This window comes from Sphingomonas sp. SUN019 (assembly GCF_024758705.1).
GTDB lineage: Bacteria > Pseudomonadota > Alphaproteobacteria > Sphingomonadales > Sphingomonadaceae > Sphingomonas.
The window spans coordinates 2946606-2967888 of the sequence record NZ_CP096971.1; the positions used below are offsets into that span (position 1 = coordinate 2946606).

The following is a 21283-nucleotide window of genomic DNA, read 5'->3' on the forward strand; positions in this document are numbered from 1 at the left end:
GCTTAAACGGCTATGCGAGCGGACCCGGCCTCGCGCAAGTCAGTCCGCCGCGATTGGTGCGCCCGACGGGGAGGGGCGGCGACAGACCCAGACCAGCGGAATCAGTGCAACGCACAGCCATGCCGAGAGCCGGAACAGATCGGTCGAGGCGAGCAGATATGCCTGCCCCACCATCTGCCGCGTGATCGCCCCCGCCGCCTGCGTCGCGGTCAGCCCGAACGACTGGAGCGTGTCGGCCGCCATCTGATATGGCGCGCCCGATCCGACCGCCTCGGCCAGCCGCGACTGGTGGATCGCCTCGCGCCGGTCCCAGCCGGTGGTGATCAGCGACGCGGCGAACGATCCCGCGGTGATCCGCGCGAAATTGGCGATGCCGGTCGCCGACGGCAGGCGTTCGGGCGGGATTCGATCGAGCGAGATCGTGAGCATGGCGAGGAAAAAGGTGCTCATCGCGATGCTCTGCACCAGCATCGGCCACAGGAAATCGGTGAAGCTGGCGGTGGTCGTCAAATTCGATCGCATCCAGTAGCTCGTCGCAAAGCTGACGAAGGCGACGGTCGCCAGGATGCGGGCGTCGATCCGCCCGGACAGCCGCGCGACCAGCGGCGTCAGCGCAACCGCCAGGATGCCGCTGGGCATCGCGACCAGCCCGGCCCATGTCGCATTGTAGCCAAGCTGCGTCTGCAGCCACAACGGCAGCAGCAGGATGTTGGCGAAAAACACCGCGTAACCGAGGCAGAAGGCGAGGTTGCCGATCAGGAAATTTCGCTGTTTGAAAAGGGTCAGATCGACGATCGGATGCGCATCGGTCAGCTCCCAGATCAGCCAAGCGACGCACCCGATCGCGGCGATCACCGCCAGTGCGACCATCGCGGGGTTAGCGAACCAGTCGGCGTTCTTGCCGAGGTCTAGCATGATCTGCAGCGCCCCGACCCACAGGATCAGCAGCCCCAGCCCAACGGTATCGATCGGCAGCTTCGCGGTCGGCGTTTCGCGGCTGCGCAGATTGGTCCAGCAGATCAGCGCGGCGAAGATGCCGAACGGCACATTGATCAGGAAAATCCAGCTCCAGTGATAATTGTCGGAGATCACGCCGCCCAGCACCGGCCCCATGATCGGTCCGACCAGCGTGGTCATCGACCAGATGCCGATCGCGGTCGATCGTTTGGCCACCGGAAAGACCGAGATCAGCAGCGCCTGGCTGCCCGGCATCATCGGCCCCGCGACCGCGCCTTGCAGGATGCGGAAGGCGATCAGCGAAGGGAGGTTCCACGCGATGCCGCACAGGAACGATGCGATCGTGAACAGCATCAGCGAGGTGCAGAAGACGCGCACCACGCCGAACCGTCGCATCAGCCAGCCGGTCAGCGGCACGGAGATTCCATTGGCGACCGCGAAGGCGGTGATGATCCAGGTCGAATTGTCCGACGACACGCCCAGATTGCCGGCGATCGTCGGCAGCGACACGTTCGCGATCGTCGTATCGAGCACCATCATGAACGTGCCGAGCGCGAGCGCGAACGCGACGAGCGCGAGGCGGGCGCCGGTCAGCGGGCCGGTGCCCGATGCTCCATTGGACGCTGGAACAGCGGCGGACGCCACTTAGCGGTTCGCTGCGATGATCTGGCGGATGCGGGCTTCGACTTCGGGGTCCGACGTATCGGTGTTTCCACGGTATGGCGTCGTCGCCGGGCTGGCGAGGCGTGGGCCGGACCGGGTCGACGTGTCCACGGTCGCTGCAACCGACAGGCCGACGCGCAATGGGTTGGCCATCAGCTCCTGCGGATCGAGCGCGATGCGGACGGGGACGCGCTGGACGATCTTGATCCAGTTGCCGCTGGCGTTCTGCGGCGGGAGCAATGCGAAGGCGTTGCCGCTGCCCGCCGCCAGGCCGACGACGCGGCCGTGATAGACCACGTCGTCGCCGTACATGTCGGCCACCACGGTCGCGGGCTGGCCGATGCGGACGTCCTTCAACTGCGTCTCGCGGAAATTCGCGTCGACCCACAGGCGCGTCATCGGGACGATCGCCATGAGTGGGGCGCCTGCCGCGATCTGTTGGCCGACCTGCACCGTGCGCTGCGCGATCACGCCATCGATCGGGGCGGTGACGTGCATGTGGCTGCGCGCGATCGCGGCGCGGCGATAGGCGGCGATCGCGGTCATCACCGCGGGGTTGGTGGAGACGCTGGTGCCCGAGACGGTGCTGCGGGTCTGCGCCTGCTGGCTTTCGGCGAGGCGCAGCGCGGCGCGTGCGACGGTGACCTGATCGGCGGCGTGCGCGAGTTCCTCGCCCGACACCGCGCCCTCGGCCGCAGCGCCGCGGCGGCGGGTGTAGTCGGCCTGCGCGGCGGCCAATTGCGCGCGCGCCTGCCCCAGCGCTGCGCCGCTTTCGTTGACGCGGGAGAAGTCGGCGCGCGTGCTGCGGACGGCGCGCGCCAGGTCAGCTTCGGCCGCAGCCAGGTTCACGTCGGCGGTCAGCGGATCGAGATCGATCAGCGGCTGGCCCGCCGTCACGCTCTGCGTATTGTCGGCGTGGAGCCGCAGTACGTTGCCGGGATCACGCGCGGTGATCGCGACGACATCGCCCGCGACATAAGCGTCGTCGGTTTCCTCCTGCGGCGCGGCGAGCAGGAAATGGAACACCGCCCAGACTATCGCGCCGATCAGCACCACGACGCCGAGGATCAGCAAGAGGCGCTTGCGGAGTGCAGGATTGCCGCGCTGCTGGCCCGGTGCAGCGGTTCGCGCGGTCATGTCGCGATCCTTGACCGTCATATCGTTCATGGCGTGAGGTTCCGGGAGGGATCGAAGCCGCCGCCGAGCGCGACCGCGAGGGCAGCGCGGCGCGACAGCGCGTCGGTGGCGAGGTTGGCGGCGGCCTGTTCGGCCTCCAGCTGGCGCACGTCGTTGTCGATCCCGGCGAGCCGCGAATCGAGTCCGCTGGAGACGCGCACCGCGTTGAGGCGCGCGGTTTCGGCGTAGCCGCGTACGACGTCTGCCTGCCGCGCGCGTTCGGCGTCTGTCGCGCCGATCTGAGCGACGGCATCTGCGGCTTCACGCACTGCGCCCACCACGATGCGGTTATAGTCGGCGATGGCGAGGTCGAGCGCGGCGTCCGCCCCCGCAAGGTCGGCCTTCAACCGCCCGCCGTCGAAGATCGGCAGATGGATCGCCGCGCCGGAACCGGCGGTACCGGCGTTGATGTCGAACAGATTTTGCAGGCCTACCGCCTGCAACCCCACGAGCGCGGTCAGGTTGATGTTGGGATAGAAAGCCCGCCGCGCGACCTGCCGTCCCGCCGCTGCCGCAGCGATCCGCGCCTGCGCCGCGGCGATATCGGCGCGGCGTGAGAGCAGGTCGGCGGGGATCGTGGCGGGCAGCGCCAGCGCGGGTGCAGCGCTCAGATCGGTCGCGCCGATCGTCGCGGGATAGTCCGCACCGCGCCCGGCAAGCGCGGCGAGCGCATTGGCCGCGAGCGACCTTGCGGCCTCAGCGCGCACCAGGGCGACGCGCGCCTGCGCCACCAATGTGCCCGCCGCCTGCACATCCAGCTTGCTGGCCAGCCGGTTGCGCAGGCGCACATCGACCAGCCGCGCGGAGCGCTGGCGCGTGGCGATCGTACGCGTGGCGATCGCGCCTTGGCGTTCGGCGCGCGCGAGTTCGGCATAGGTCTGGACGACCGACCCGGCGAGCATCAGCCGCGCCGCCGCCGCATCCAGCCGCGCCGCATCGACCGATGCCCGCGCGCCCTCGATCGCGGCCTTCTGCCGCCCGAACAGGTCGAGGTTCCAGTTGAGTCCGGCCTGGAGATTGCCCTGCGACCGGACCGTGCCGCGGAACGGCGGCGGGATGGTCGATTCGCCGCTCAGGCGCGAAATCTGCGCATTACCGTCGAACGCGACCTGCGGCGCATCTTCCGAATCGCGCGCGGCCAGCGTCGCCTGCGCCTGACGCACGCGCGCCAATGCGGCGTCGAGCGTCGGGCTGCCGGACAGCGCGTCCGCGACGATGCGGTCGAGTTGCGGATCGCCGAACGCGCGCCACCAGGTCGCATCGATCGCGGGGGCGGGGGGACCGTTCAGCCCGAGATCGGCCGGCGCGCGCGGCGTCACCGCGGGGCGCGTGTCGGGCGGTGTGCAGCCGGCGACCAGCAGCACGGCGATGAACGGTGCGAGACGGCGCATCAGGTCTTCGCCTCCAGCGAGGTGCGGAGTTTGTGCAAGGTGACGAGCAACGCCTTCACCTCATCCTCGCTCCAGTCGGCGAGCCACTCGTTCCAGCATTCGATCACCTGCCGCCGCGCATGCATCGCCACCTCGAGCCCGGCCTCGGTCAGCGACAGTTTGACCAGCCGCCGGTCGCCGTCGCCGCGGGTCCGCTGAACCCAGCCGCGCGCCTCCATCGTGTCGATCAGCCGCGTCATCGCGCCCTTGTCGTGCGCCAGGCTGCGCGCGAGCGCCGCGCCGGTGTCGCCGAACCCGAAGTGGATCGACACCAGCGCCATCCATTGCGTAGCAGTCAGGCCCTCTTCGGCGAAGACGCGGTCGATCCCGGCGATGCTGAGTTGATTGATGACGCGGACGAGATACCCCGGTGACGTGTCGGGAAAGAAGTTGGACTCGTCGAAATGCGCCATGTCGTTGCCTTGGCAACCATTCTGCGGGCCGTCAAGTTTATGTGTCTGAACGTTGCCCGCTTTACGCCGTGTGCGTTGACGCTAAGCTGCGCGCCAATTGTTTCAGGAGTATTCCCCCTTGCGTGTGCTGACCCTCTCCGGCGCGGCCGTGATCGCGCTGGCCGCTCCTGCGTTCGCGCAAGTCCCCGCGCCAAAGCCCGCGCCGGTCGCCGATCTCGTCCGCGCGGTGGACATTCCATATGAGCAATTCACGCTGAAGAATGGCTTGCGCGTGGTCGTCCATACCGACCGGAAGGCGCCGGTGGTTGGGCTCAGCATATGGTACGATGTCGGATCAAAGCACGAACCGAAGGGCAAGACCGGCTTCGCGCACCTATTCGAACATCTGATGTTCAACGGCAGCGAGAATGCGCCGGGCGATTTCTTCGAACCGCTGAAACAGGTCGGCGCGACCGATTTGAACGGCACGACATATTTCGATCGCACCAACTATTTCGAGACCGTGCCGACCGCGGCGCTGGACCGGGCGCTTTTCCTGGAAAGCGACCGGATGGGGTATCTGACCGGCGCGATCACGCAGGGCGTGCTGGATGAGCAGCGCGGCGTCGTCCAGAACGAGAAGCGCGAAGGGGACAATCAGCCGTACGGGCTGATCGAATACAAGTTGATCGAAGGGCTGTTCCCGGCCGGCCATCCATATGGCCACACCACGATCGGTTCGATGGCGGATCTGGATGCGGCGAGCCTGGGCGACGTGAAATCGTGGTTCAAGGATCATTACGGGCCGAACAATGCCGTGCTGGTGCTGGCGGGCGATATCGACGTTCCGACCGCGAAGCGACTGACCGAGAAGTATTTCGGCGCGATCCCGGCGGGGCCGAAAAGCGTGCGGCCGACCGTATCGGTGCCGACGCTGGCTGCGCCAAAATCCGAGGTGATGAAGGACCGCGTCGCCGCGCCGCTGATCGTCAAAAGTTGGGCGGTGCCGGGGCTGAACGACAGGGATGCGGTGCCGCTGGACGTCGCGGCGTCCGTGCTGGGCGGCCTCGCCAGTTCACGGCTCGACAATATCCTGGTCAAGCGCGAGAAACTGGCGGTGCAGGTGGGGGCCAGCAATAGCGACTATGCGCAGGTCGGGACATTCGACGTGCAGGCGGTGGTTCGGCCCGGCGTCGATCCCGCACTGGTGGCGAAGCGGCTGGATGCGATCATCGCCGATTTCGTGAAGACCGGGCCGACCGCGGACGAGGTCGCGCGGGTCGTCACCTCCAATGTGTCGCGGCGCATCGGCGGGCTGGAATCGGTCGGCGGATCGAACGGCAAGGCGGTCGCGCTGGCCGAGGGCGCGCTGTATTCGGACGATCCGGGCTTCTACAAGAAGCGGTTGGCGCTCCTCGCCGCGCAAACGCCCGCGACCGTGAAGGCGGCGATGGGGAAGTGGCTGACGCGACCCGCCTATACCCTGACGGTCGTGCAGGGTGAGCGCGACAAGTACGACGAGGCGATCGCACCGCCGCCCGCCAAGGTGGTCGAAGCGCCGCCCGCGCCGGTGAAGGGCACGCGCGGCGCGATGCCGGGCGTCGGCGAGGTCGCGGGGCTGACCTTCCCGAAGGTCGAGCGGACGAAATTGTCGAACGGCGTCGAGCTGATCTATGCGCAGCGCACGACGGTGCCCATCACGCAGGGGGTGCTGAGCTTCGATGCGGGCGTGGCGGCGGACGTGGCCGACACGCTCGGGACCGAGCAACTGACGCGGGCGATGATCGACGAGGGGACGGCGAAGCTCGATTCGATCCAGCTGGCGGAGGCGAAGGAGCGGCTGGGGCTCGACATCTCCACGGGATCGACGCCCGATCGCACGACGCTCAGCTTCCGCAGCCCCAGCGCCAATCTGACGCCGTCGCTGGCGATCTTCGCCGACATCGCGCGCAACCCGGCATTCCCGGAAAGCGAGCTGGCGCGGGTCAAGAACCAGCAACTGACGCAGATCGCGCAGGAGATGACCAGTCCCGAGGGCCTGGCGCAGCGCGTGCTGCCGCCGATCCTGTACGGTGCGGGCAATCCCTATGCGAAATCGCGCGGCAGCGGCGATGCGGCGGCGGTCGAGCGGCTGACGCGCGCCGATCTGGTCGCGTTCCAGCAGGCATGGCTGCGGCCCGACAAGGCGAAGGTGTTCGTCGTCAGCGATCGTCCGCTGGCCGAGGTGAAGGCGGCGCTCGACACGGCGTTTGCGGGCTGGACCGCGAGCGGTGCGGCGGGGACGAAGGTGTTCCGCACCGATCGCAGCCTGCCCGCGCCGCGGATATTGCTGATCGACCGGCCGGATTCGCCGCAGTCGCTCGTGTCGGGGGGACTGCGCACGGGGCTGGTCGGGACCGATGAACTGCTGCCGCAGATCACGGTCAACGATGCGCTGGGCGGCGATTTCCTCGGGCGGATCAACATGGACCTGCGCGAGACGAAACATTGGTCGTACGGCGCCTATGGCAGCTTCTATCGCAACGCCTTCGGCGCGCCCTATGTCATCAACGCGCCGGTGCAGGCCGACAAGACCGGCGCGTCGATCGCCGCGATCCGGCAGGACGTGAAGGATTTCGTGACGGCGAAGCCGCTGACGCAAGCCGAGTTCGACCGCACGATCACGGGCGCGACTCGGTCGCTGTCGGGGGATTTCGAAACCTCGGGCGACGTGCTGGGCGCGATGCAGCGCAACGACCTGTACCAGCGCGCGGACGATTATTATGCGACGATCACGCAGAAATACCGTGCGCTGACCCGCGATCAGCTTGACGCTGCGGCACGCGCGACTTTTGCGCCGGATCGGTTTGTGTGGGTGGTCGTTGGCGATGCGAAGACCGTCCGGCCGCAGCTTGACAGCATTGGCCTGCCGGTCGAGGTCATGCCGGCAGCGTCCGTGGCGGACGCGAGATAGGAGAGATCGATGTCCGTTGATGGCACCTACGACGTGATCGTGAAATCGCCGCTGGGCGACCAGAAATCGACGCTGACCGTGAAAAGCGACGGCGCGACCTTCACCGGCACCAATTCGGGCGCGATGGGGTCCAACGACGTGTCCGGCACCGTCGACGGCGATACGCTGGCGTGGAAGCAGGAAATGACCGTGCCGATGCCGATGACGCTCGACATGACCGCCACGGTCGATGGCGATACGGTGACGGGCACCGTGGGCGCGGGGGCGTTCGGGAGTTTTCCGATGTTGGGCACGAGAACCGCGTAGCCCGGCTACGCGGGCGGTCCGCGCAGCGGACGTGCCCGACCGGCCAGCGCCGCACGGCGGCGACTGACGACACGGGGCTTTGCCCCGTGTCGATCCGGGCTACCGCCGCAACCGGGTCACATGCCCCATCTTGCGGCCCGCGCGCGCCTCGCGCTTCCCATACAGGTGCAGATGCGCGCCGGGTTCGGCCAGTACGTCGGGCCAGCGTTCCCAATCGTCGCCGATCAGATTCTCCATCTCGACCTGCGCCGCGGTCAGCGCGGTGTCCCCCAGCGGAAGCCCGCAGATCGCGCGGATGTGGTTTTCGAATTGCGAGGTGACCGCGCCCTCGATCGTCCAATGCCCCGAATTATGTACCCGCGGCGCCATTTCGTTGAACACCGGACCGTCGGGCGTGGCGAAGAACTCGCACGTCAGCACCCCGACATGCCCGAGCGCATCGGCGATCCGCCCGGTCAGTGCCGCCGCCTGCGTCCAATGCTGCGCGATCTCGGCCGGAGCGGGCAGCGTGGAGCGCGACAGGATCGCGTCGTGGTGCTCGTTCCACGGCGGCGGGTAACTGACCATCCGGCCGTCGACGTCGCGAACGAGGACGATGGAAAATTCGTGCGTGAAATCGACGAACGCCTCCAGCACCGCGGGGCCTTGGATCGCGTCCCACGCGGCGTCGGCGTCGTCTGGCGCTTGGAGGCGCACCTGGCCCTTGCCGTCATAGCCCATCCGCGTCGTCTTCAGGACCGCTGGCGTGCCGACGCTCGCAATCGCGTCGTCGAGTTCTTGACGTGTCGCCACCGCGGCCCAGCGTGCGGGGGTGCCGCCGACCTGTTCGACGAAGCGCTTTTCCCCAACGCGTTCCTGCGCAATCTTCAGACTGGCGGGGGAGGGATGGACCGGCACGCGTGCGGCGAGCCATTCGACCGGCGCGACGTCGATATTCTCGAATTCGTACGTCACCACGTCGCACTGAGCGGCGAAATCGGCGAGCACGATGCGGTTGTGATAATCCGCGCGGGTTAGCGACGACGCGGTCTGCGCCGCCACGCTTTCACTGTCGGGCGCGAGGACGTGGGTGCGATACCCAAGTTGCGCCGCGGCCGACGCGAGCATCCGCCCGAGCTGCCCCCCGCCGAGGATGCCGATCGTGCTGCCGGGGGGGAGGGGAGTCATTCAGGCGTTTCGGCCACGCCGTCCGTCTGCGCCGCGCGCCACGCTTTCAGCCGTTCGGTCAGCGCACCGTCCGACAGCGCGAGGATCGCGGCGGCGAGCAGTCCGGCGTTGATCGCGCCTGCCTTACCGATGGCGAGCGTGCCGACGGGGATGCCGCCCGGCATCTGGACGATCGACAGCAGGCTATCCATGCCCTTCAGCGCCTTCGATTCGACCGGCACGCCCAGCACTGGCAGATGCGTCATCGCCGCCGCCATCCCCGGCAGATGCGCCGCGCCGCCCGCACCCGCGATAATGACCTTCAGCCCGCGATCCGCCGCGCCGGTCGCATAATCGTACAGCCGCTGCGGAGTCCGATGTGCGGACACGACCTTCGCCTCATGCGCGACGCCGAGCGCGTCGAGCGTCGCCGCGGCGTGCCGCATCGTGTCCCAATCGGACTGTGACCCCATGATGATGCCGACGTGCGCCATTTCCGGCGGTTAGCGAGCGCAAGGGCGGGAGGCAACTGCGGTTGCGCGGGGCGCGCCGCCGCGCCACACGCGGCAGCGCATTGGTCGATCGGGGGAGGCGGCGGGGTGAGCGGGTTCGATCTGGTGTTTGCGTTCGTCAGCCTGTTGCTGGGGCTGGCGATAACCGAGGTATTAAGCGGCTTTTCGCGCACGCTCGCCTATCGCCGTAACGCCCGCGACGAGGCGCGGCCCGGCTGGCTGACCCCGCTTCTCGGCCTGTTCGTCGTGCTCGACCTGACCAGCTTCTGGCTGCTTGCGTTCGATTTCCGCAACCAGTTGCAGGCCAATTTCCTGACCTTGTTCGGAATCCTGACGATCTGCGGCACTTATTATATGGTCGCGACATTGGTCTTTCCGGCGGAGCCCGGCGAGTGGCGCGATCTCGACGATTTCTACGATCGCCAGCACCGGCTGGTGATCGGCGGCGTGCTGGCCGCCAATCTGATGCAGATCGCAGGGCAGATCGCGGTCGAGAATCTGATCCCCGACCCGGTCGATTCCGCGCCGATGAGCGACGCTGCGGCTATCCTCGCGGGAGTATCCGGAATCGGCATCCTGGCGCTGCTGATCGCATTGTTGTTCATCGCGCGGCGGCGGTTGAACATCGCGATGCTGATGACGGCCAACCTCCTGCTTCTGATCAGCAGCAGCGCCGACGTCCTGCTCTGAGCGCCTATCGTTCGTTCAGATAATAGCGATCGGTCGCATTCAACGCGTCGTCGAGTTCGTACACGATCGGCTGCCCGGTCGGGATTTCCAACGACGTGATCTCGTCGTCCGGAATGTTCGACAGATGCTTCACCAGCGCGCGGAGCGAATTGCCGTGGGCGCTGATCAGGACGCGCTGACCATCCTGCAGCGCGGGCGCGATGCGATCGTTCCAATAAGGCAGGACGCGCGCGATCGTGTCCTTCAGGCTTTCGGTCTGCGGGATGGCGATCCCGGCATAGCGGCGGTCGTTCGACAGGTCGAAATCGCTGCCCGTTTCCATCGCGGGGGGCGGGATGTCGAAGCTGCGACGCCAGACATGGACCTGCTCGTCGCCATGCTTCGCCGCGGTTTCGGCTTTGTCGAGCCCGGTCAGCCCGCCATAATGCCGCTCGTTCAATCGCCAATGCTTTTCGGTCGGCAGCCACAGCCGCCCCATCGCCTCCAGTGCCAGATTGAGCGTCTTGATCGCGCGCGTCTGGAGACTGGTGAAGGTCAGGTCGAAATCGAGGCCCTTCGCCGCCATCAACTCCCCCGCCGCCTTCGCCTCGGCCACGCCCTTTTCGGTCACGTCGACGTCCCACCAGCCGGTGAAGCGGTTTTCGAGGTTCCACGACGACTGGCCGTGGCGGATCAGGACGAGGGTTGGCATTCAATTTCCTTCGAGGTCGAACGACATGAACTGGTTGAAATCGGTCGCGACATAGTCGCCGAACGGCGGGCACGCGACGAAGCCGTGATTGCGATACAGCGCAAGCGCGGGTTCGAACGGTGCGCCAGAGCCGGTTTCGAGGCTCAGGCGGCGAAGTCCGCTTCGCTTGGCGGTCACGACAATATGCGCCAGCATCGTGCGGGCATGGCCCTCGCCGAGCCGGGCGGGGATCGTGCGCATCGACTTGATCTCGCCAAGTTCGGCATCGTGCCGCCGCAGCGCGCCCATCGCGACGAGCGCCTCGCCATCCCACAAGGTGAAGAACGTCACGTCCGCCGCCTGCAACCCCGACAGATCGAGGAAATGGCATTTGTCGACCGGCGAATTCGCGAGCATCCCGTCGGCATGGAGCGTGAGCAGCGCAACGACCTGCGGATCGTCGAAGATGCCCTCGCGCATCTCCATCAGATGACGTCCATCATCCCGTCGAGCGTTTCGAGACACGCGACCGCCAGCTTCGCCGATCGCTCGCCCGACCAGCCATGTTCGGCGTCGGGGTTGGGATCGTGGTCCTTGAACGGCATCTCCAGCGTCACCGACACCGCGCCGAAGCGTTCGGCAAGCTGGTTGGTCGACATCGACAGGTTCGCGCGGCCAGGGGCGGATTTCTGATAGCCCTTCTCGGTCTGGAAATCGGGCGTACGCTCGGCAAGGCGGCGGCCGAACTCATAGAATTTCTCGCCGTGCACGTCGGTCCACGACGGGACGCCCTCGAACCCGGCGATGAAGTTCGCCGCGATCGCCTCGTCGCCGTGGACGTCGATCGCGAAATCGACCCCGGTTTCGTCCATCGCGGCCAGCACGCACTTCACCTCGGGGCTGCGTTCGTCGCTCGGCGAATGCCATTCGCGGTTGAGGTTCACGCCCGCGGCGTTGGTGCGCAAATGCCCGCGGCGCGTGCCGTCGGGGTTCATGTTGGGAACGATGTGAACCGTCGCCTTCGCCAGCAATCCTGCCGCCGCGTCGCTGGTCAGCCAGTCGAGTGCGCCATCCATCCAATATTCGGCCATCGATTCGCCGGGATGCTGGCGCGCGTAGAGCCACACCTGCTTCTTGCCGCTGCCGATACGCAGGTAATCGATCGGCTGACCGTCCAGACTGAGGCCCAGCTCGCGGTGTTCGACGCCCGGCTTCAGCGCCGTGCGCGCGATCAGATCGGCGTGCATCTCCATCGTGTACGGCGCGAAATAGGCGAACCACACCAGGTCGCTGTCGCCCGGCCAGTCGAACTCCAGCACCTCGCCTTCGTATCGCGTCTCGATCATCCGCCACGCCTGCCGATCGGTCGAGGCGCGCGCCTTGTAGCCGGGCCAGCCAAGCGGATAGGCCGATTTGCCCGCGTTCAGGATGCGGAAGGTCAGCCTACGCCCCGCCGCGCCCGCGACGCGGAAATAGAACCATTGGTAGAAATCGCTCTGGTGATCGGGGACGATCTCCAGGTTCACGATGTCGCCGTCGATGCCGATGACGCGGATGTTGCCGCCGTCGAAAGCGGCGTTGATCGATAGGGTCATTTCACCTCAATAGTGCGCCCGGACTCGCCGGGGAAGTCCGCGAACAAGGCCGCCGCCAGCCGCGCCGCGACCGAATCGGGATCGGCGTCGGGCGCGCCGGCGTCGGTCAGCGAGCGCGCTTCGCCCTCCCATTTCGCGTCCGCGCCCTGCCGGATTCGGACCGACAGGTTCGTCGCGATCCCGTCGCGTCCGCGGCTGCTGCCCAGCGGAAAGCCGATCCCGCCGCCCAGCCCAACGCCGCCACCGCCGCGTCCACCGCTGAAGCCCCCGCCGCCAAGGCCGATCGTCACCGGTGAACGGCGCGGGGCGAGCGGTTGGAGCGAGCGGGTGTAACCCACCGTCGCGGTGAATTGCGGCGTCGCGCCTGCAGGGGCAGGCGTGTAGCCGAGCCGCGCCAGTTCGCGCTCGACCGCCGCGGCATAGCTGCGGAAGGCGACGCCCTCCTCGTTCGGCGGGGCCTCGACCCGGATCGTGCCGCGCGCCGCCATCGGATCATAGTGGAAGCGCGTCGCCTGCACCGGAAAGCGCGACGGGCCGGTGGCGCACGCCGACAGCGCCGCCGCCAGCAATCCGATCGATAGTACCTTACGCATCACCCGCAACCTCTTCGCTGTTCACGTGACCGAACGCACCGCGTGCGCGCCGGGTCCGGCTTGACTTGGAACCGCCCTGACACTAACCGCCGCGTCTTTCCAGATCACCTGAAACACGAAGAAGCGAATCCCCTCATGAAGATCCGCAACAGCCTCAAGTCGCTCAAGGACCGGCATCGCGACAACCGCGTGATCCGCCGTCGCGGTCGCACCTACGTCATCAACAAGACGAATCGCCGGTTCAAGGCGCGCCAGGGCTGATTGTTATGGGCGGCACCGGCCCGCTCCCCCTCCCGACCACCCATTCAGGATATTCTGTGGGCGGTCGGGAGGGGGAGCGGGCCGGTGCCGCGACCAAGACAATTGCTTCGGCCGCTGTCGTTTTCGACATCGGCAACGTCCTCTACGATTGGGATCCGCGGATCCTGTACGAGCGCCTCATCCCCGATGGTGAGGCGCTCGACGCGTTCCTGCGCGACGTTTGCACGCGCGAATGGCATTTCCAGCATGATTTGGGACGGCCCTTTGCGGAGACATCGGCCGAGCTGAGCGCCGAATATCCCGAACACGCCGACCTCATCGCCGCCTGGGGTCCATGTTTCTCGGAACAGATACCGGGACCGATGCCGGGGATGCCCGCGCTGGTCGACGAACTGCACGCGAGCGGCGTGCCGCTGTACGCGATCACCAATTTCTCGGGCGAGTTCTTCGCCCCGTTCCGCGCGCAGGAAGCGGCGTTCTTCGGTCGCTTCCGCGACATCGTGGTGTCGGGCGACGAACAGGTGGTGAAACCCGACCCCGCCATCTACCGCCTTGCGCTGGAGCGCTTCGGGCTGGAGCCGCGGCAGGCGGTGTTCGTCGACGACCGGCAGGAGAATGTCGACGGTGCGGATGCGGTGGGGATGACCGGTATACGCTTTGTCGATGCCGCGACGTTGCGTGCGCGCTTTGTTGAATTGGGACTGCTTGAGTAGCGTTGGCGGATCGTGTACACGGTGTCCACAAGGAGCCGTCCCATGGAATTGTCCGTCCGCGAGGCCCGTGCGCAATTCGCCACCGCGCTAGCCGCCGCCGAACGCGGCGAACGCGTGACCATCACCAAGAATGGCAAGCCGGTTGCTGAGATCGGTCCGCCGCAGGTGCGCAAAGGCGGGATCGACTGGACGAAGGCCGCGCAAACGCGCGCCCGCCTTGGGATCAAGCCGCCTGCCTATCCGCTTGACGAAGAATGGCGTCGCGCGTTCGACGACCCGGCGTTTTCCCGCGAGGCGCTGGGGCTCGATGACGATTGGGAGCCGTATCGCGGGTGAGGTTGCTGCTCGACACCCATATTGCGGTCTGGCTGGCGACGGATGAGCTTTTGCTAACGGCCCGCGAACGCGCGCTGTTTGTCGATCCGTCGGTCGACCTTGTTCTTTCGGTGATTTCGATCTGGGAAGTTCGGACAAAGGCGATGGCGGAGGCGCGGCGGGGACGCACCGACCTGGCGATCGGGCCCGTCGCGCTAACCGCCTTTTACGAGGCGCAGAATGTCGAAATCGCGTCTTTGCACCCGCTGGACTGCACGACAGTTCTGGAAGCGCCATTGGTCCACAACGATCCTTTCGACGAGATGCTGCTAGTCCATGCGCAGCGGCTGCGCGCCCGGCTGGTTACGCGTGACGACAAGCTATTCAGTCACCCGCTCGCGTATCAGCCGTAACCCTTCAACTCGTCGCCGACGATGCGCACCACATGCAGGACGTTGGTCGAACCCGGCGTCTTGAACGGCACGCCCGCCATGATGACCACGCGGTCGCCCGCTTCGACGATGCGGTGGCGCAGCGCCATGCGTTTGGCCTTCGCGACCATGTCCTCGAACGAATCGACGTCGCGCGTATGGACCGCGTGCGTGCCCCACAGGATGCCAAGGCGGCGCGCTGTGTCGATCTTCGGCGTCAGCACCAGCAGCGGCACCGACGGGCGTTCGCGCGCGATGCGGCGCGCGGTGGAGCCGCTGGTGGTGAAGCAGATGATCGCCTTTGCCGACACGGTCGCGGCGATGTTCTTCGCGGCTTCGGCCAGCGCGTCGGCGGTGGTCGGGTCCGGGCGCGTGACGGTGAAGTGGATGCGGTCGCCGTGCATCGGATCGCGTTCCACCGCTTCGCCGATCGCGTTCATCATCGCGACCGATTCGACCGGCCAGTCGCCCGCCGCGCTTTCCGCCGACAGCATGATCGCATCCGCGCCGTCATAGACCGCGGTCGCCACGTCGGACACTTCTGCGCGGGTCGGCGAGGGCGACTTGATCATCGATTCGAGCATCTGCGTCGCGACGATCACCGGGCGACCGAGGCGGCGGGCGGTTTCGACGATGCGCTTCTGCAGCGGCGGCACCGATTGCGGGGGGAGTTCGACGCCCAAATCGCCGCGCGCGACCATCACGCCGTCGCACGCCTCGACGATCTCCTCCAGCCGTTCGATCGCGGCGGGCTTCTCGATCTTGGCGAGCAGCGCCGCCCGGCCGCCGATGAGCAGCCGCGCCTCGGCCAGATCCTCGGGCCGCTGCACGAACGACAAAGCGATCCAGTCGACCCCCTGATCGACCGCGAACGCCAGGTCGCTGCGGTCCTTTTCGGTCAGCGCGGCCATCGGCAGGATGACGTCGGGGACGTTCAGCCCCTTGTTGTCGGACAGCGCCCCGCCGACCTCGACCTGCGTGACGATGCGGTCGGCGTCATGCTCCATCACGCGCAGCACCAGCTTCCCGTCGTCGAGCAGCAGCCGCGCACCGGGTTCGATCGCGGCGAAGATCTCGCGGTGCGGCAGCTCGACCCGCGTGGCGTCGCCCGGCGTCTTGTCGCGGTCCAGTGTGAAGGCCGCCCCGGTCACCAGCATCGTCCGTCCGCCATCGAACTTCCCGACGCGCAATTTTGGCCCCTGCAGATCGGCCAGGATCGTCGACGGACGTCCGAGGCTCTTCTCCAGCGCACGGATCGCCTGGATCACCGCGACCTTCGATTGCTGGTCGCCGTGGCTCATGTTGACGCGGAACGCGTCCGCGCCCGCCTCGAACAGCGTCTCGATCATCTCGGGCGTGCTGCTCGCCGGACCCAGCGTCGCGAGCACACGCACCTTGCGCGAGCGGGGACTGATGGCCTTCGTCATGTAAACGGTTCCTCGGGCGTTGCCGCGGTGGCCATAGCCGCTATCTGACCTCGATCAACCTTGGAGCGAAGAAATGGACCCGATCGATACGCTGGACGACGCAACCGCCGCCGCCGCTTTTCGCCGTCTGGTGCGGCATCTGCGCCACCGTGAGGACGCGCAGAACGTCGATCTGATGGGGCTGGCGGGGTTCTGCCGCAACTGCCTGTCGGACTGGATCGGCGAGGCGGGCGCCCTGGACAAGGATGCCGCGCGCGAGGCGATCTACGGGATGCCGTATGCCGAGTGGAAGACGCATCATCAGGGCGAGGCGACGCCGGAGCAGCTTGCGCGCATGGCGGAGAGCGTGAAGAAGAACGCCTGATAACAAAGGGGGTATCAATGGTTCGATCGGTCATTGCGGCGCTTTCGCTGGGCGTCGCAGCCCCGCTACTCGCACAGGCGCAGCAGCCCTTAACGGCGGCGGGCAAGGTCACCTTCATTCATGCAGGCGCATTGCTCGACCGGCCGGGTCAAACGGCACGGGGGCCAAGCACGATCGTCGTGCGCGACGGAAAGGTCGCCGAGATTCGGGACGGCCTGGTCCCGGCCGAAGCGGGCGCGGCATTGGTCGACCTGTCGAAGAAATTCGTTCTGCCCGGCCTGATCGACCTGCACGTCCACCTGCTCGGCATCGGCGGCGATCCGATGCGCGCGCGGCTGACCGCGCTGAATAACGAACAGGCCGATGACGTGCTGTACGGTGCGGGCAATGCGCGCGCGACGCTGATGGCCGGGTTCACGACGGTGCGTGATCTGGGCGGGGAGCCGCGCGGCATCCGCGCGCTGCGCGACGCGATCGAGCGCGGCGACGTCGACGGTCCGACGATCGTCAATGCGGGCACCGCGATTTCGGTGACCGGCGGGCATGGCGATCCGCTGAATGGCCTGGCCGAACCCTATGCCCATGCCGTCGCGGCGACGGTCGAGAACACCTGCGACGGACCCGATGATTGCCGGCGCGCGGTGCGGCGGCAGGTCGGACTCGGCGCGCAGGTCATCAAATTCACCGCCACTGGCGGCGTGCTGTCGAACGTCTCGGGCGGTCTCGGCCGCGCCTTCACGCCCGAGGAGATGCGCGCGATCGTGACGACCGCGCACGAACTGGGCCGCAAGGTCGCCGCGCACAGCCACGCCGCGGAGGGCACGAAGGCGGCGCTGGAGGCCGGGACCGACACGATCGAACACGGCAGCTTCCTGGACGACGAGACGATCGCCTTGTTCAAAAAGACTGGCGCGTATCTGGTTCCGACCGAGATGGCGCCCGTCGCCGCGCTGGCGCAGGCGCGCGCGGGGGCGCTGCCGCCCGCGACGATCCCGAAGGCCGAGGCCGCAGCCGCAGCGATGCAGGCGAGCCACCGCAAGGCCTATCGCGCGGGTGTGAAGATCGCGTTCGGCACCGACACCGGCGTGTCGAAGCACGGCCGCAACGCCGAGGAATTCGCGTTGCTGGTCAACGTCGTCGGGATGACCCCGGCGGAAACGATCCGCGCCGCGACCGTCGTCGCGGCCGACGTGCTGGGGCAGGAGGCGACGGTCGGCACGATCGCACCGGGCAAGGCGGCCGACATCATCGCGGTCGACGGATCGCCGCTGGAGGACGTGGAGCGGTTGAAAAAGGTGTCGTTCGTCATGCATCGGGGGCAGATCGCCAAACCGCTCACCGAGTAACGCTTGAGCGGCGCGTGACGCTGGCTTAGACGCGCCGCCGCACCCTACAGGGTCAATCCAGCCGCTCGCCCGGCGCACAACGCACCGGGCGCAAGCGGCGCATTTTACGGGGACGGGATCATGGCCGAGGAACGGCAAGAAGGCATGGGCGGCGGACACGTCGCGGCGGATGAACTGCGGCTGCTGATCGAGCGCGCGGAACGGCTGGAAGAAGAGAAAAAGGGCATCGCCGACGACATCAAGGATGTGATGGGCGAAGCGAAATCGCGTGGCTACGATCCCAAGGCGATCCGCAAGATCCTGTCGATCCGCAAGAAGAAGAAGGAAGAATATCAGGAGGAGGAAGCGATCCTGGAGACGTATATGCAGGCGTTGGGGATGATCTGAGGTTTCTACTCCGGTGCGCTAAAGTCGAAGCCGATCAGGTGTGCACGCTCGTAAATCCTCCCCTGCAAGGGGAGGTGGCAGCGCGAAGCGCTGACGGAGGGGAGTGGCGGGTCGGATTGCCCCCGGCAATCCTCAAACGCGCGGGGCGCGTTTGATCCGACACTCCCTCTCGATAGCGCGATACCCCTCCGGCGATACGCGCCACCTCCCCTTGCAGGGGAAGATTTTGATTTGACCGAAACTGATCGCGCTAGAGTCTAATTCACATCGCGGCCGAACCCGATCGGGTTCGGCCGGATCGACGGATACACCCTAGAACTTCGCCCCCGCCCGAATGCCGATCGTGCGCGGCTGGATCGGCAAGATGTAGATGCGCTGGTCGCACGCGCCGCATTGCTGGAATCGCGTCAACTGCCCGCGTTCGTCCCAGATGTTCTGGACGAACGCCTCCAGGTTGAAATTGGTGAATTCCACCCCGATCGACGCATTGGCGCTGGTATATTGTTTGAGCCGCCCCAGTGCCGCGGCTTTTTCAACGCGGATATCGGACGACGCCGAGCTCTGGTGCGCGACCAAGCCCTGGACATAGCCGCGCGCGGTGCCGATCGGGACGGTGTAGCGCGCAGTGCCGTTGATCTTGAACCGCGGGGTGATCGGAAGACGCGTGCCTTCGGGAGCGAGCAGATCACCTGCGCCCGGGCGGCCGCAGACGTCTTGTTCGCACAGACCCTGACGTGTCTTCGCATCGGTATAAGAGCCAGATGCGGTCAGCGTCAGTGGGCCGACCCCCAAATTGGCGTCCATTTCGATCCCGCGAATCCGCGCGTTCGGGCCGTTCTGGATGACGGTGAAGCTGTTCTCGCCCAGGAACGAGAATTGGAAGGCGTCCCAGGCCTGTTGATAGACCGCGCCGTTGAACCGCAGCTTGCCGTCCAGCAACGTCGTCTTCCAGCCGATTTCATAGTTGGTCAGGAAATCCGCGTCATACGCCGCAACGTCGGCGCGGCGGTTGATCCCGCCCGGCCGGAAACCGCGTGACCACGTACCGTAAAGCAGGACGTCCTCGACCGGTTTCCAGGTGATGTTCGCGCGATAAGTGACGCCTTGGCCCTGTGTCCGGACGGGCACGATTTTATTGCCCGCCAATGTCCCAAGATTGGTGCAGGGACTGCCCGAAACTGCGGGCGGCAGCAGCGTCAGAGAACTGCTGTAGGTGTCGGTATCCCGGTCATACAGGCGTTCTAACGCCGTGGTGTAGCATTGCGCGACCCCGGTGCGATTGCTGCCCGCGGCATTCGGCGGCGAATCGGAAAATCCGTTGCCCGGATTACGCCCGAACCCGAAGAAGCCGATCAGCGAATTGTCGTAGATATACGCGCGCCCGCCGCCGGTGACGGTCAGCGTCGGGGTCAGGTCGAAGCTCGCCTCCCCGAACATCGCATAATCCTTGTCGACGCGCTTCTGCTGCGTCAGCCACAGCGTGCCGGGAAAACCGTTGACCGACACGTTCGGCCCCAGGTTTGGGATCTGGTAATCCTGATGGATCAGGTTCGACTGGCGCTGATAGAATGCGCCCGCGACGACCCGGAATGGCTGGTCCTGCGGCGACGCGACGCGCAGTTCCTGGCTCAGCTTGCGGAAGTGATCGGTCGAAAGAACGTTCTGGCGCGGGTCGATCGTGTTGCCGGCCGCGTCCTGATAATAGAAATAGCCCGCCAGCCCGCCGACCGATGAATAGAGCGAATCATAGGCTTCGGAATAATCGGTATAGTCGCTCGATTGTGCGGCCTTGCGATCTAGATACGCACCGGCATAGGTGACGTCCCAATTGCCCAATTGCCCCTCGATCGTCAGCGCGCCCTGGATGAAGCGATCGCGCCGATATTCGGGGTAGAAGCGCTGCACCTGCAGATCGCCGACCAGCGGATCGAAGGCGTAGCTGCCGTTGCTGCGCGTATCCTGATAAAGAACGGTCGGGGTGACGGTCCACGTATCGTCGAGATCGATCTTCAGCGCGGCGCGCCCACCCCAGATTTCGGTGTCGTTGTAATCCTTCTCGACGAACTGGTCGTTGTTCACCGTGATCCCGCCGGGCTGGGGCAGGAAGCTGCGCGTCCCCGGCACATTGTCGATGAAGCCCGCGTCACGCTGATAGAAACCGACCACGCGCAGCGCCACGCGGTCGCTGAAAGGCGTGTTGATCATGCCCTCGATCTTGCCGCCCATCCCGCCCTTGCGGACGGTGTTCAGCTCGCCGTCGACGCGGCCGTAGAAGCCCGCGGTATCGGGCTTGTTGGTGATGATGCGGATCGTGCCCGCCTGGCTCGACGCGCCATACAACGTGCCCTGCGGCCCAGCGAGGCTTTCGATGCGCGCGATGTCGTAGATGTGGACATCCAGCGTGCCGCCGATCGTCGTGACCGGCTGTTCGTCGAGATAGCTGCCGACCGAGGGAAGCGAGCCTGAATGGTTGCCGTCACCGCCGCTCGCGACGCCGCGCATATAGACCGTCGTGACGCCGGGCTGCGCGGTCTGGAACGCGACCGAGGGCAAAAGCTGCGTATATTGGTTGAAGTTCGAGATGTTGAGCTGATCGAGTTTCCGCGTGCCGATCGCCTGGATGCTGATCGGCACGTCCTGCACGTTCTCCTCGCGCTTCTGCGCGGTCACGACGATGTCGTCGCGGTCGTCGGGAAGCGCGTTGGTCTGTTCGGCGGGGGGCCGTTCGGCGGATGGGGGTGTTTCGGCGGTCTGAGCATAGGACGGCGCGGCTAGCGTCGTCGTCGCGAGCAGAGTGGCCGCAAGTGTCCGACGGTACGAATTGGTCACGCGAACATTCCCCATATGATCGATCGTTTCGTGAACGTGATGGTGCGCGCAACGCACGTCAATCAAGGCCGGAGCAGGTCGGGATTTTGCGGTGCAGCGTGACAGAATTGCAACGCTTGCGTGACGA

22 protein-coding genes are annotated in these 21283 nt (G+C 66.5%); 10 read left to right on the plus strand and 12 right to left on the minus strand.

Annotated features, from left to right (window positions below):
* Positions 1 to 39: 39 nt before the first annotated feature.
* The 4 genes from M0208_RS14205 to M0208_RS14220 are packed head-to-tail and all read right to left on the minus strand — an operon-like array spanning position 40 to position 4639.
* Positions 40 to 1602 carry a DHA2 family efflux MFS transporter permease subunit gene (locus M0208_RS14205; protein ID WP_258892326.1) on the minus strand — a complete coding sequence of 521 codons (1563 nt, stop codon included), beginning with the start codon at positions 1600 to 1602 and terminating at the stop codon, positions 40 to 42.
* On the minus strand, positions 1603 to 2787 hold the full coding sequence (locus M0208_RS14210) for an efflux RND transporter periplasmic adaptor subunit (RefSeq protein ID WP_408988103.1): 1185 nt from the start codon (positions 2785 to 2787) through the stop codon (positions 1603 to 1605).
* Complete coding sequence (locus M0208_RS14215) at positions 2784 to 4187, minus strand: efflux transporter outer membrane subunit (protein ID WP_258892327.1); 1404 nt, start codon at positions 4185 to 4187, stop codon at positions 2784 to 2786. The genes M0208_RS14210 and M0208_RS14215 overlap by 4 nt, the downstream gene beginning before the upstream one ends.
* Complete coding sequence (locus M0208_RS14220) at positions 4187 to 4639, minus strand: MarR family winged helix-turn-helix transcriptional regulator (protein WP_258892328.1); 453 nt, start codon at positions 4637 to 4639, stop codon at positions 4187 to 4189. Before M0208_RS14220 ends, M0208_RS14215 begins: the two co-directional genes overlap by 1 nt.
* Before the next feature lie 118 nt (positions 4640 to 4757).
* Here M0208_RS14220 and M0208_RS14225 point away from each other — a divergent pair, with 118 nt between their 5' ends.
* On the plus strand, positions 4758 to 7571 hold the full coding sequence (locus M0208_RS14225; RefSeq protein WP_258892329.1) for a pitrilysin family protein: 2814 nt from the start codon (positions 4758 to 4760) through the stop codon (positions 7569 to 7571).
* 9 nt (positions 7572 to 7580) lie between these two features.
* Entirely contained in the window at positions 7581 to 7877 is a 297-nt protein-coding gene (locus M0208_RS14230; RefSeq protein ID WP_258892330.1) for a hypothetical protein, read from the plus strand.
* A 99-nt stretch (positions 7878 to 7976) separates the two neighbouring features.
* On the opposite strand, the gene M0208_RS14235 is transcribed toward M0208_RS14230, so the two are convergent.
* Complete coding sequence (locus tag M0208_RS14235) at positions 7977 to 9044, minus strand: 5-(carboxyamino)imidazole ribonucleotide synthase (protein ID WP_258892331.1); 1068 nt, start codon at positions 9042 to 9044, stop codon at positions 7977 to 7979.
* Positions 9041 to 9517 carry a 5-(carboxyamino)imidazole ribonucleotide mutase gene (gene purE / locus M0208_RS14240; protein ID WP_258892332.1) on the minus strand — a complete coding sequence of 159 codons (477 nt, stop codon included), beginning with the start codon at positions 9515 to 9517 and terminating at the stop codon, positions 9041 to 9043. Before purE ends, M0208_RS14235 begins: the two co-directional genes overlap by 4 nt.
* A gap of 105 nt (positions 9518 to 9622) precedes the next feature.
* On the opposite strand from purE, the gene M0208_RS14245 reads away from it, so the two are divergent.
* The gene (locus M0208_RS14245; protein ID WP_258892333.1) at positions 9623 to 10225 is read left to right on the plus strand and encodes a hypothetical protein; all 603 of its coding nucleotides are present in this window, start codon (positions 9623 to 9625) and stop codon (positions 10223 to 10225) included.
* A 4-nt stretch (positions 10226 to 10229) separates the two neighbouring features.
* On the opposite strand, the gene gpmA is transcribed toward M0208_RS14245, so the two are convergent.
* Genes gpmA through M0208_RS14265 form a run of 4 tightly spaced genes read right to left on the minus strand, consistent with a single transcriptional unit; the run spans position 10230 to position 13083 of the window.
* Positions 10230 to 10916, minus strand: coding sequence for a 2,3-diphosphoglycerate-dependent phosphoglycerate mutase (gpmA, locus tag M0208_RS14250; protein ID WP_258892334.1), 687 nt, complete (start codon positions 10914 to 10916; stop codon positions 10230 to 10232).
* Entirely contained in the window at positions 10917 to 11381 is a 465-nt protein-coding gene (locus M0208_RS14255; protein ID WP_258892335.1) for a GNAT family N-acetyltransferase, read from the minus strand.
* On the minus strand, positions 11381 to 12490 hold the full coding sequence (locus tag M0208_RS14260) for a M14-type cytosolic carboxypeptidase (RefSeq protein WP_258892336.1): 1110 nt from the start codon (positions 12488 to 12490) through the stop codon (positions 11381 to 11383). Before M0208_RS14260 ends, M0208_RS14255 begins: the two co-directional genes overlap by 1 nt.
* Positions 12487 to 13083 carry a hypothetical protein gene (locus M0208_RS14265; protein WP_258892337.1) on the minus strand — a complete coding sequence of 199 codons (597 nt, stop codon included), beginning with the start codon at positions 13081 to 13083 and terminating at the stop codon, positions 12487 to 12489. Before M0208_RS14265 ends, M0208_RS14260 begins: the two co-directional genes overlap by 4 nt.
* A gap of 135 nt (positions 13084 to 13218) precedes the next feature.
* Between M0208_RS14265 and ykgO the strand changes: the two genes are divergently transcribed.
* From ykgO to M0208_RS14285, 4 genes are read left to right on the plus strand one after another with little or no spacing between them, the layout of a single operon-like run.
* Positions 13219 to 13344 carry a type B 50S ribosomal protein L36 gene (ykgO, locus tag M0208_RS14270; protein WP_003046794.1) on the plus strand — a complete coding sequence of 42 codons (126 nt, stop codon included), beginning with the start codon at positions 13219 to 13221 and terminating at the stop codon, positions 13342 to 13344.
* A gap of 56 nt (positions 13345 to 13400) precedes the next feature.
* Positions 13401 to 14057: an HAD family phosphatase gene (locus M0208_RS14275; RefSeq protein ID WP_258892338.1), complete on the plus strand. Its 657-nt coding sequence runs from the start codon at positions 13401 to 13403 to the stop codon at positions 14055 to 14057.
* Positions 14058 to 14099: 42 nt separating this feature from the next.
* Positions 14100 to 14393: a type II toxin-antitoxin system Phd/YefM family antitoxin gene (locus M0208_RS14280; protein ID WP_258892339.1), complete on the plus strand. Its 294-nt coding sequence runs from the start codon at positions 14100 to 14102 to the stop codon at positions 14391 to 14393.
* A 2-nt stretch (positions 14394 to 14395) separates the two neighbouring features.
* Entirely contained in the window at positions 14396 to 14785 is a 390-nt protein-coding gene (locus M0208_RS14285; RefSeq protein WP_258892340.1) for a type II toxin-antitoxin system VapC family toxin, read from the plus strand.
* Here M0208_RS14285 and pyk read toward each other — a convergent pair.
* On the minus strand, positions 14776 to 16230 hold the full coding sequence (gene pyk, locus M0208_RS14290; RefSeq protein WP_258892341.1) for a pyruvate kinase: 1455 nt from the start codon (positions 16228 to 16230) through the stop codon (positions 14776 to 14778). The genes M0208_RS14285 and pyk overlap by 10 nt on opposite strands.
* A 73-nt stretch (positions 16231 to 16303) precedes the next feature.
* Between pyk and M0208_RS14295 the strand changes: the two genes are divergently transcribed.
* From M0208_RS14295 to M0208_RS14305, 3 genes are all read left to right on the plus strand, one after another.
* A complete protein-coding gene (locus tag M0208_RS14295) occupies positions 16304 to 16594 on the plus strand; it encodes a DUF1244 domain-containing protein (RefSeq protein WP_258892342.1) in 291 nt (96 codons plus the stop codon).
* A 17-nt stretch (positions 16595 to 16611) separates the two neighbouring features.
* Positions 16612 to 17940, plus strand: a complete 1329-nt coding sequence (locus M0208_RS14300) for an amidohydrolase family protein (protein WP_258892343.1) — start codon at positions 16612 to 16614, stop codon at positions 17938 to 17940.
* A gap of 120 nt (positions 17941 to 18060) precedes the next feature.
* Positions 18061 to 18327, plus strand: coding sequence for a DUF2312 domain-containing protein (locus tag M0208_RS14305; protein ID WP_258892344.1), 267 nt, complete (start codon positions 18061 to 18063; stop codon positions 18325 to 18327).
* 312 nt (positions 18328 to 18639) lie between these two features.
* On the opposite strand, the gene M0208_RS14310 is transcribed toward M0208_RS14305, so the two are convergent.
* Positions 18640 to 21156 (minus strand): TonB-dependent receptor, encoded by a 2517-nt coding sequence (locus M0208_RS14310; RefSeq protein ID WP_258892345.1) that lies wholly within the window; start codon positions 21154 to 21156, stop codon positions 18640 to 18642.
* Between the last annotated feature and the right edge of the window lie 127 nt (positions 21157 to 21283).

Coding starts and splice junctions, on each gene's coding strand:
- M0208_RS14210 (WP_408988103.1), bottom strand. CDS start 2,787: ATGAACGATATGACGGTCAAGGATCGCGACATGACCGCGCGAACCGCT.
- M0208_RS14215 (WP_258892327.1), bottom strand. CDS start 4,187: ATGCGCCGTCTCGCACCGTTCATCGCCGTGCTGCTGGTCGCCGGCTGC.
- M0208_RS14220 (WP_258892328.1), bottom strand. CDS start 4,639: ATGGCGCATTTCGACGAGTCCAACTTCTTTCCCGACACGTCACCGGGG.
- M0208_RS14230 (WP_258892330.1), top strand. CDS start 7,581: ATGTCCGTTGATGGCACCTACGACGTGATCGTGAAATCGCCGCTGGGC.
- M0208_RS14235 (WP_258892331.1), bottom strand. CDS start 9,044: ATGACTCCCCTCCCCCCCGGCAGCACGATCGGCATCCTCGGCGGGGGG.
- purE (WP_258892332.1), bottom strand. CDS start 9,517: ATGGCGCACGTCGGCATCATCATGGGGTCACAGTCCGATTGGGACACG.
- gpmA (WP_258892334.1), bottom strand. CDS start 10,916: ATGCCAACCCTCGTCCTGATCCGCCACGGCCAGTCGTCGTGGAACCTC.
- M0208_RS14255 (WP_258892335.1), bottom strand. CDS start 11,381: ATGGAGATGCGCGAGGGCATCTTCGACGATCCGCAGGTCGTTGCGCTG.
- M0208_RS14260 (WP_258892336.1), bottom strand. CDS start 12,490: ATGACCCTATCGATCAACGCCGCTTTCGACGGCGGCAACATCCGCGTC.
- M0208_RS14265 (WP_258892337.1), bottom strand. CDS start 13,083: ATGCGTAAGGTACTATCGATCGGATTGCTGGCGGCGGCGCTGTCGGCG.
- ykgO (WP_003046794.1), top strand. CDS start 13,219: ATGAAGATCCGCAACAGCCTCAAGTCGCTCAAGGACCGGCATCGCGAC.
- M0208_RS14280 (WP_258892339.1), top strand. CDS start 14,100: ATGGAATTGTCCGTCCGCGAGGCCCGTGCGCAATTCGCCACCGCGCTA.
- pyk (WP_258892341.1), bottom strand. CDS start 16,230: ATGACGAAGGCCATCAGTCCCCGCTCGCGCAAGGTGCGTGTGCTCGCG.
- M0208_RS14295 (WP_258892342.1), top strand. CDS start 16,304: ATGGACCCGATCGATACGCTGGACGACGCAACCGCCGCCGCCGCTTTT.
- M0208_RS14300 (WP_258892343.1), top strand. CDS start 16,612: ATGGTTCGATCGGTCATTGCGGCGCTTTCGCTGGGCGTCGCAGCCCCG.
- M0208_RS14305 (WP_258892344.1), top strand. CDS start 18,061: ATGGCCGAGGAACGGCAAGAAGGCATGGGCGGCGGACACGTCGCGGCG.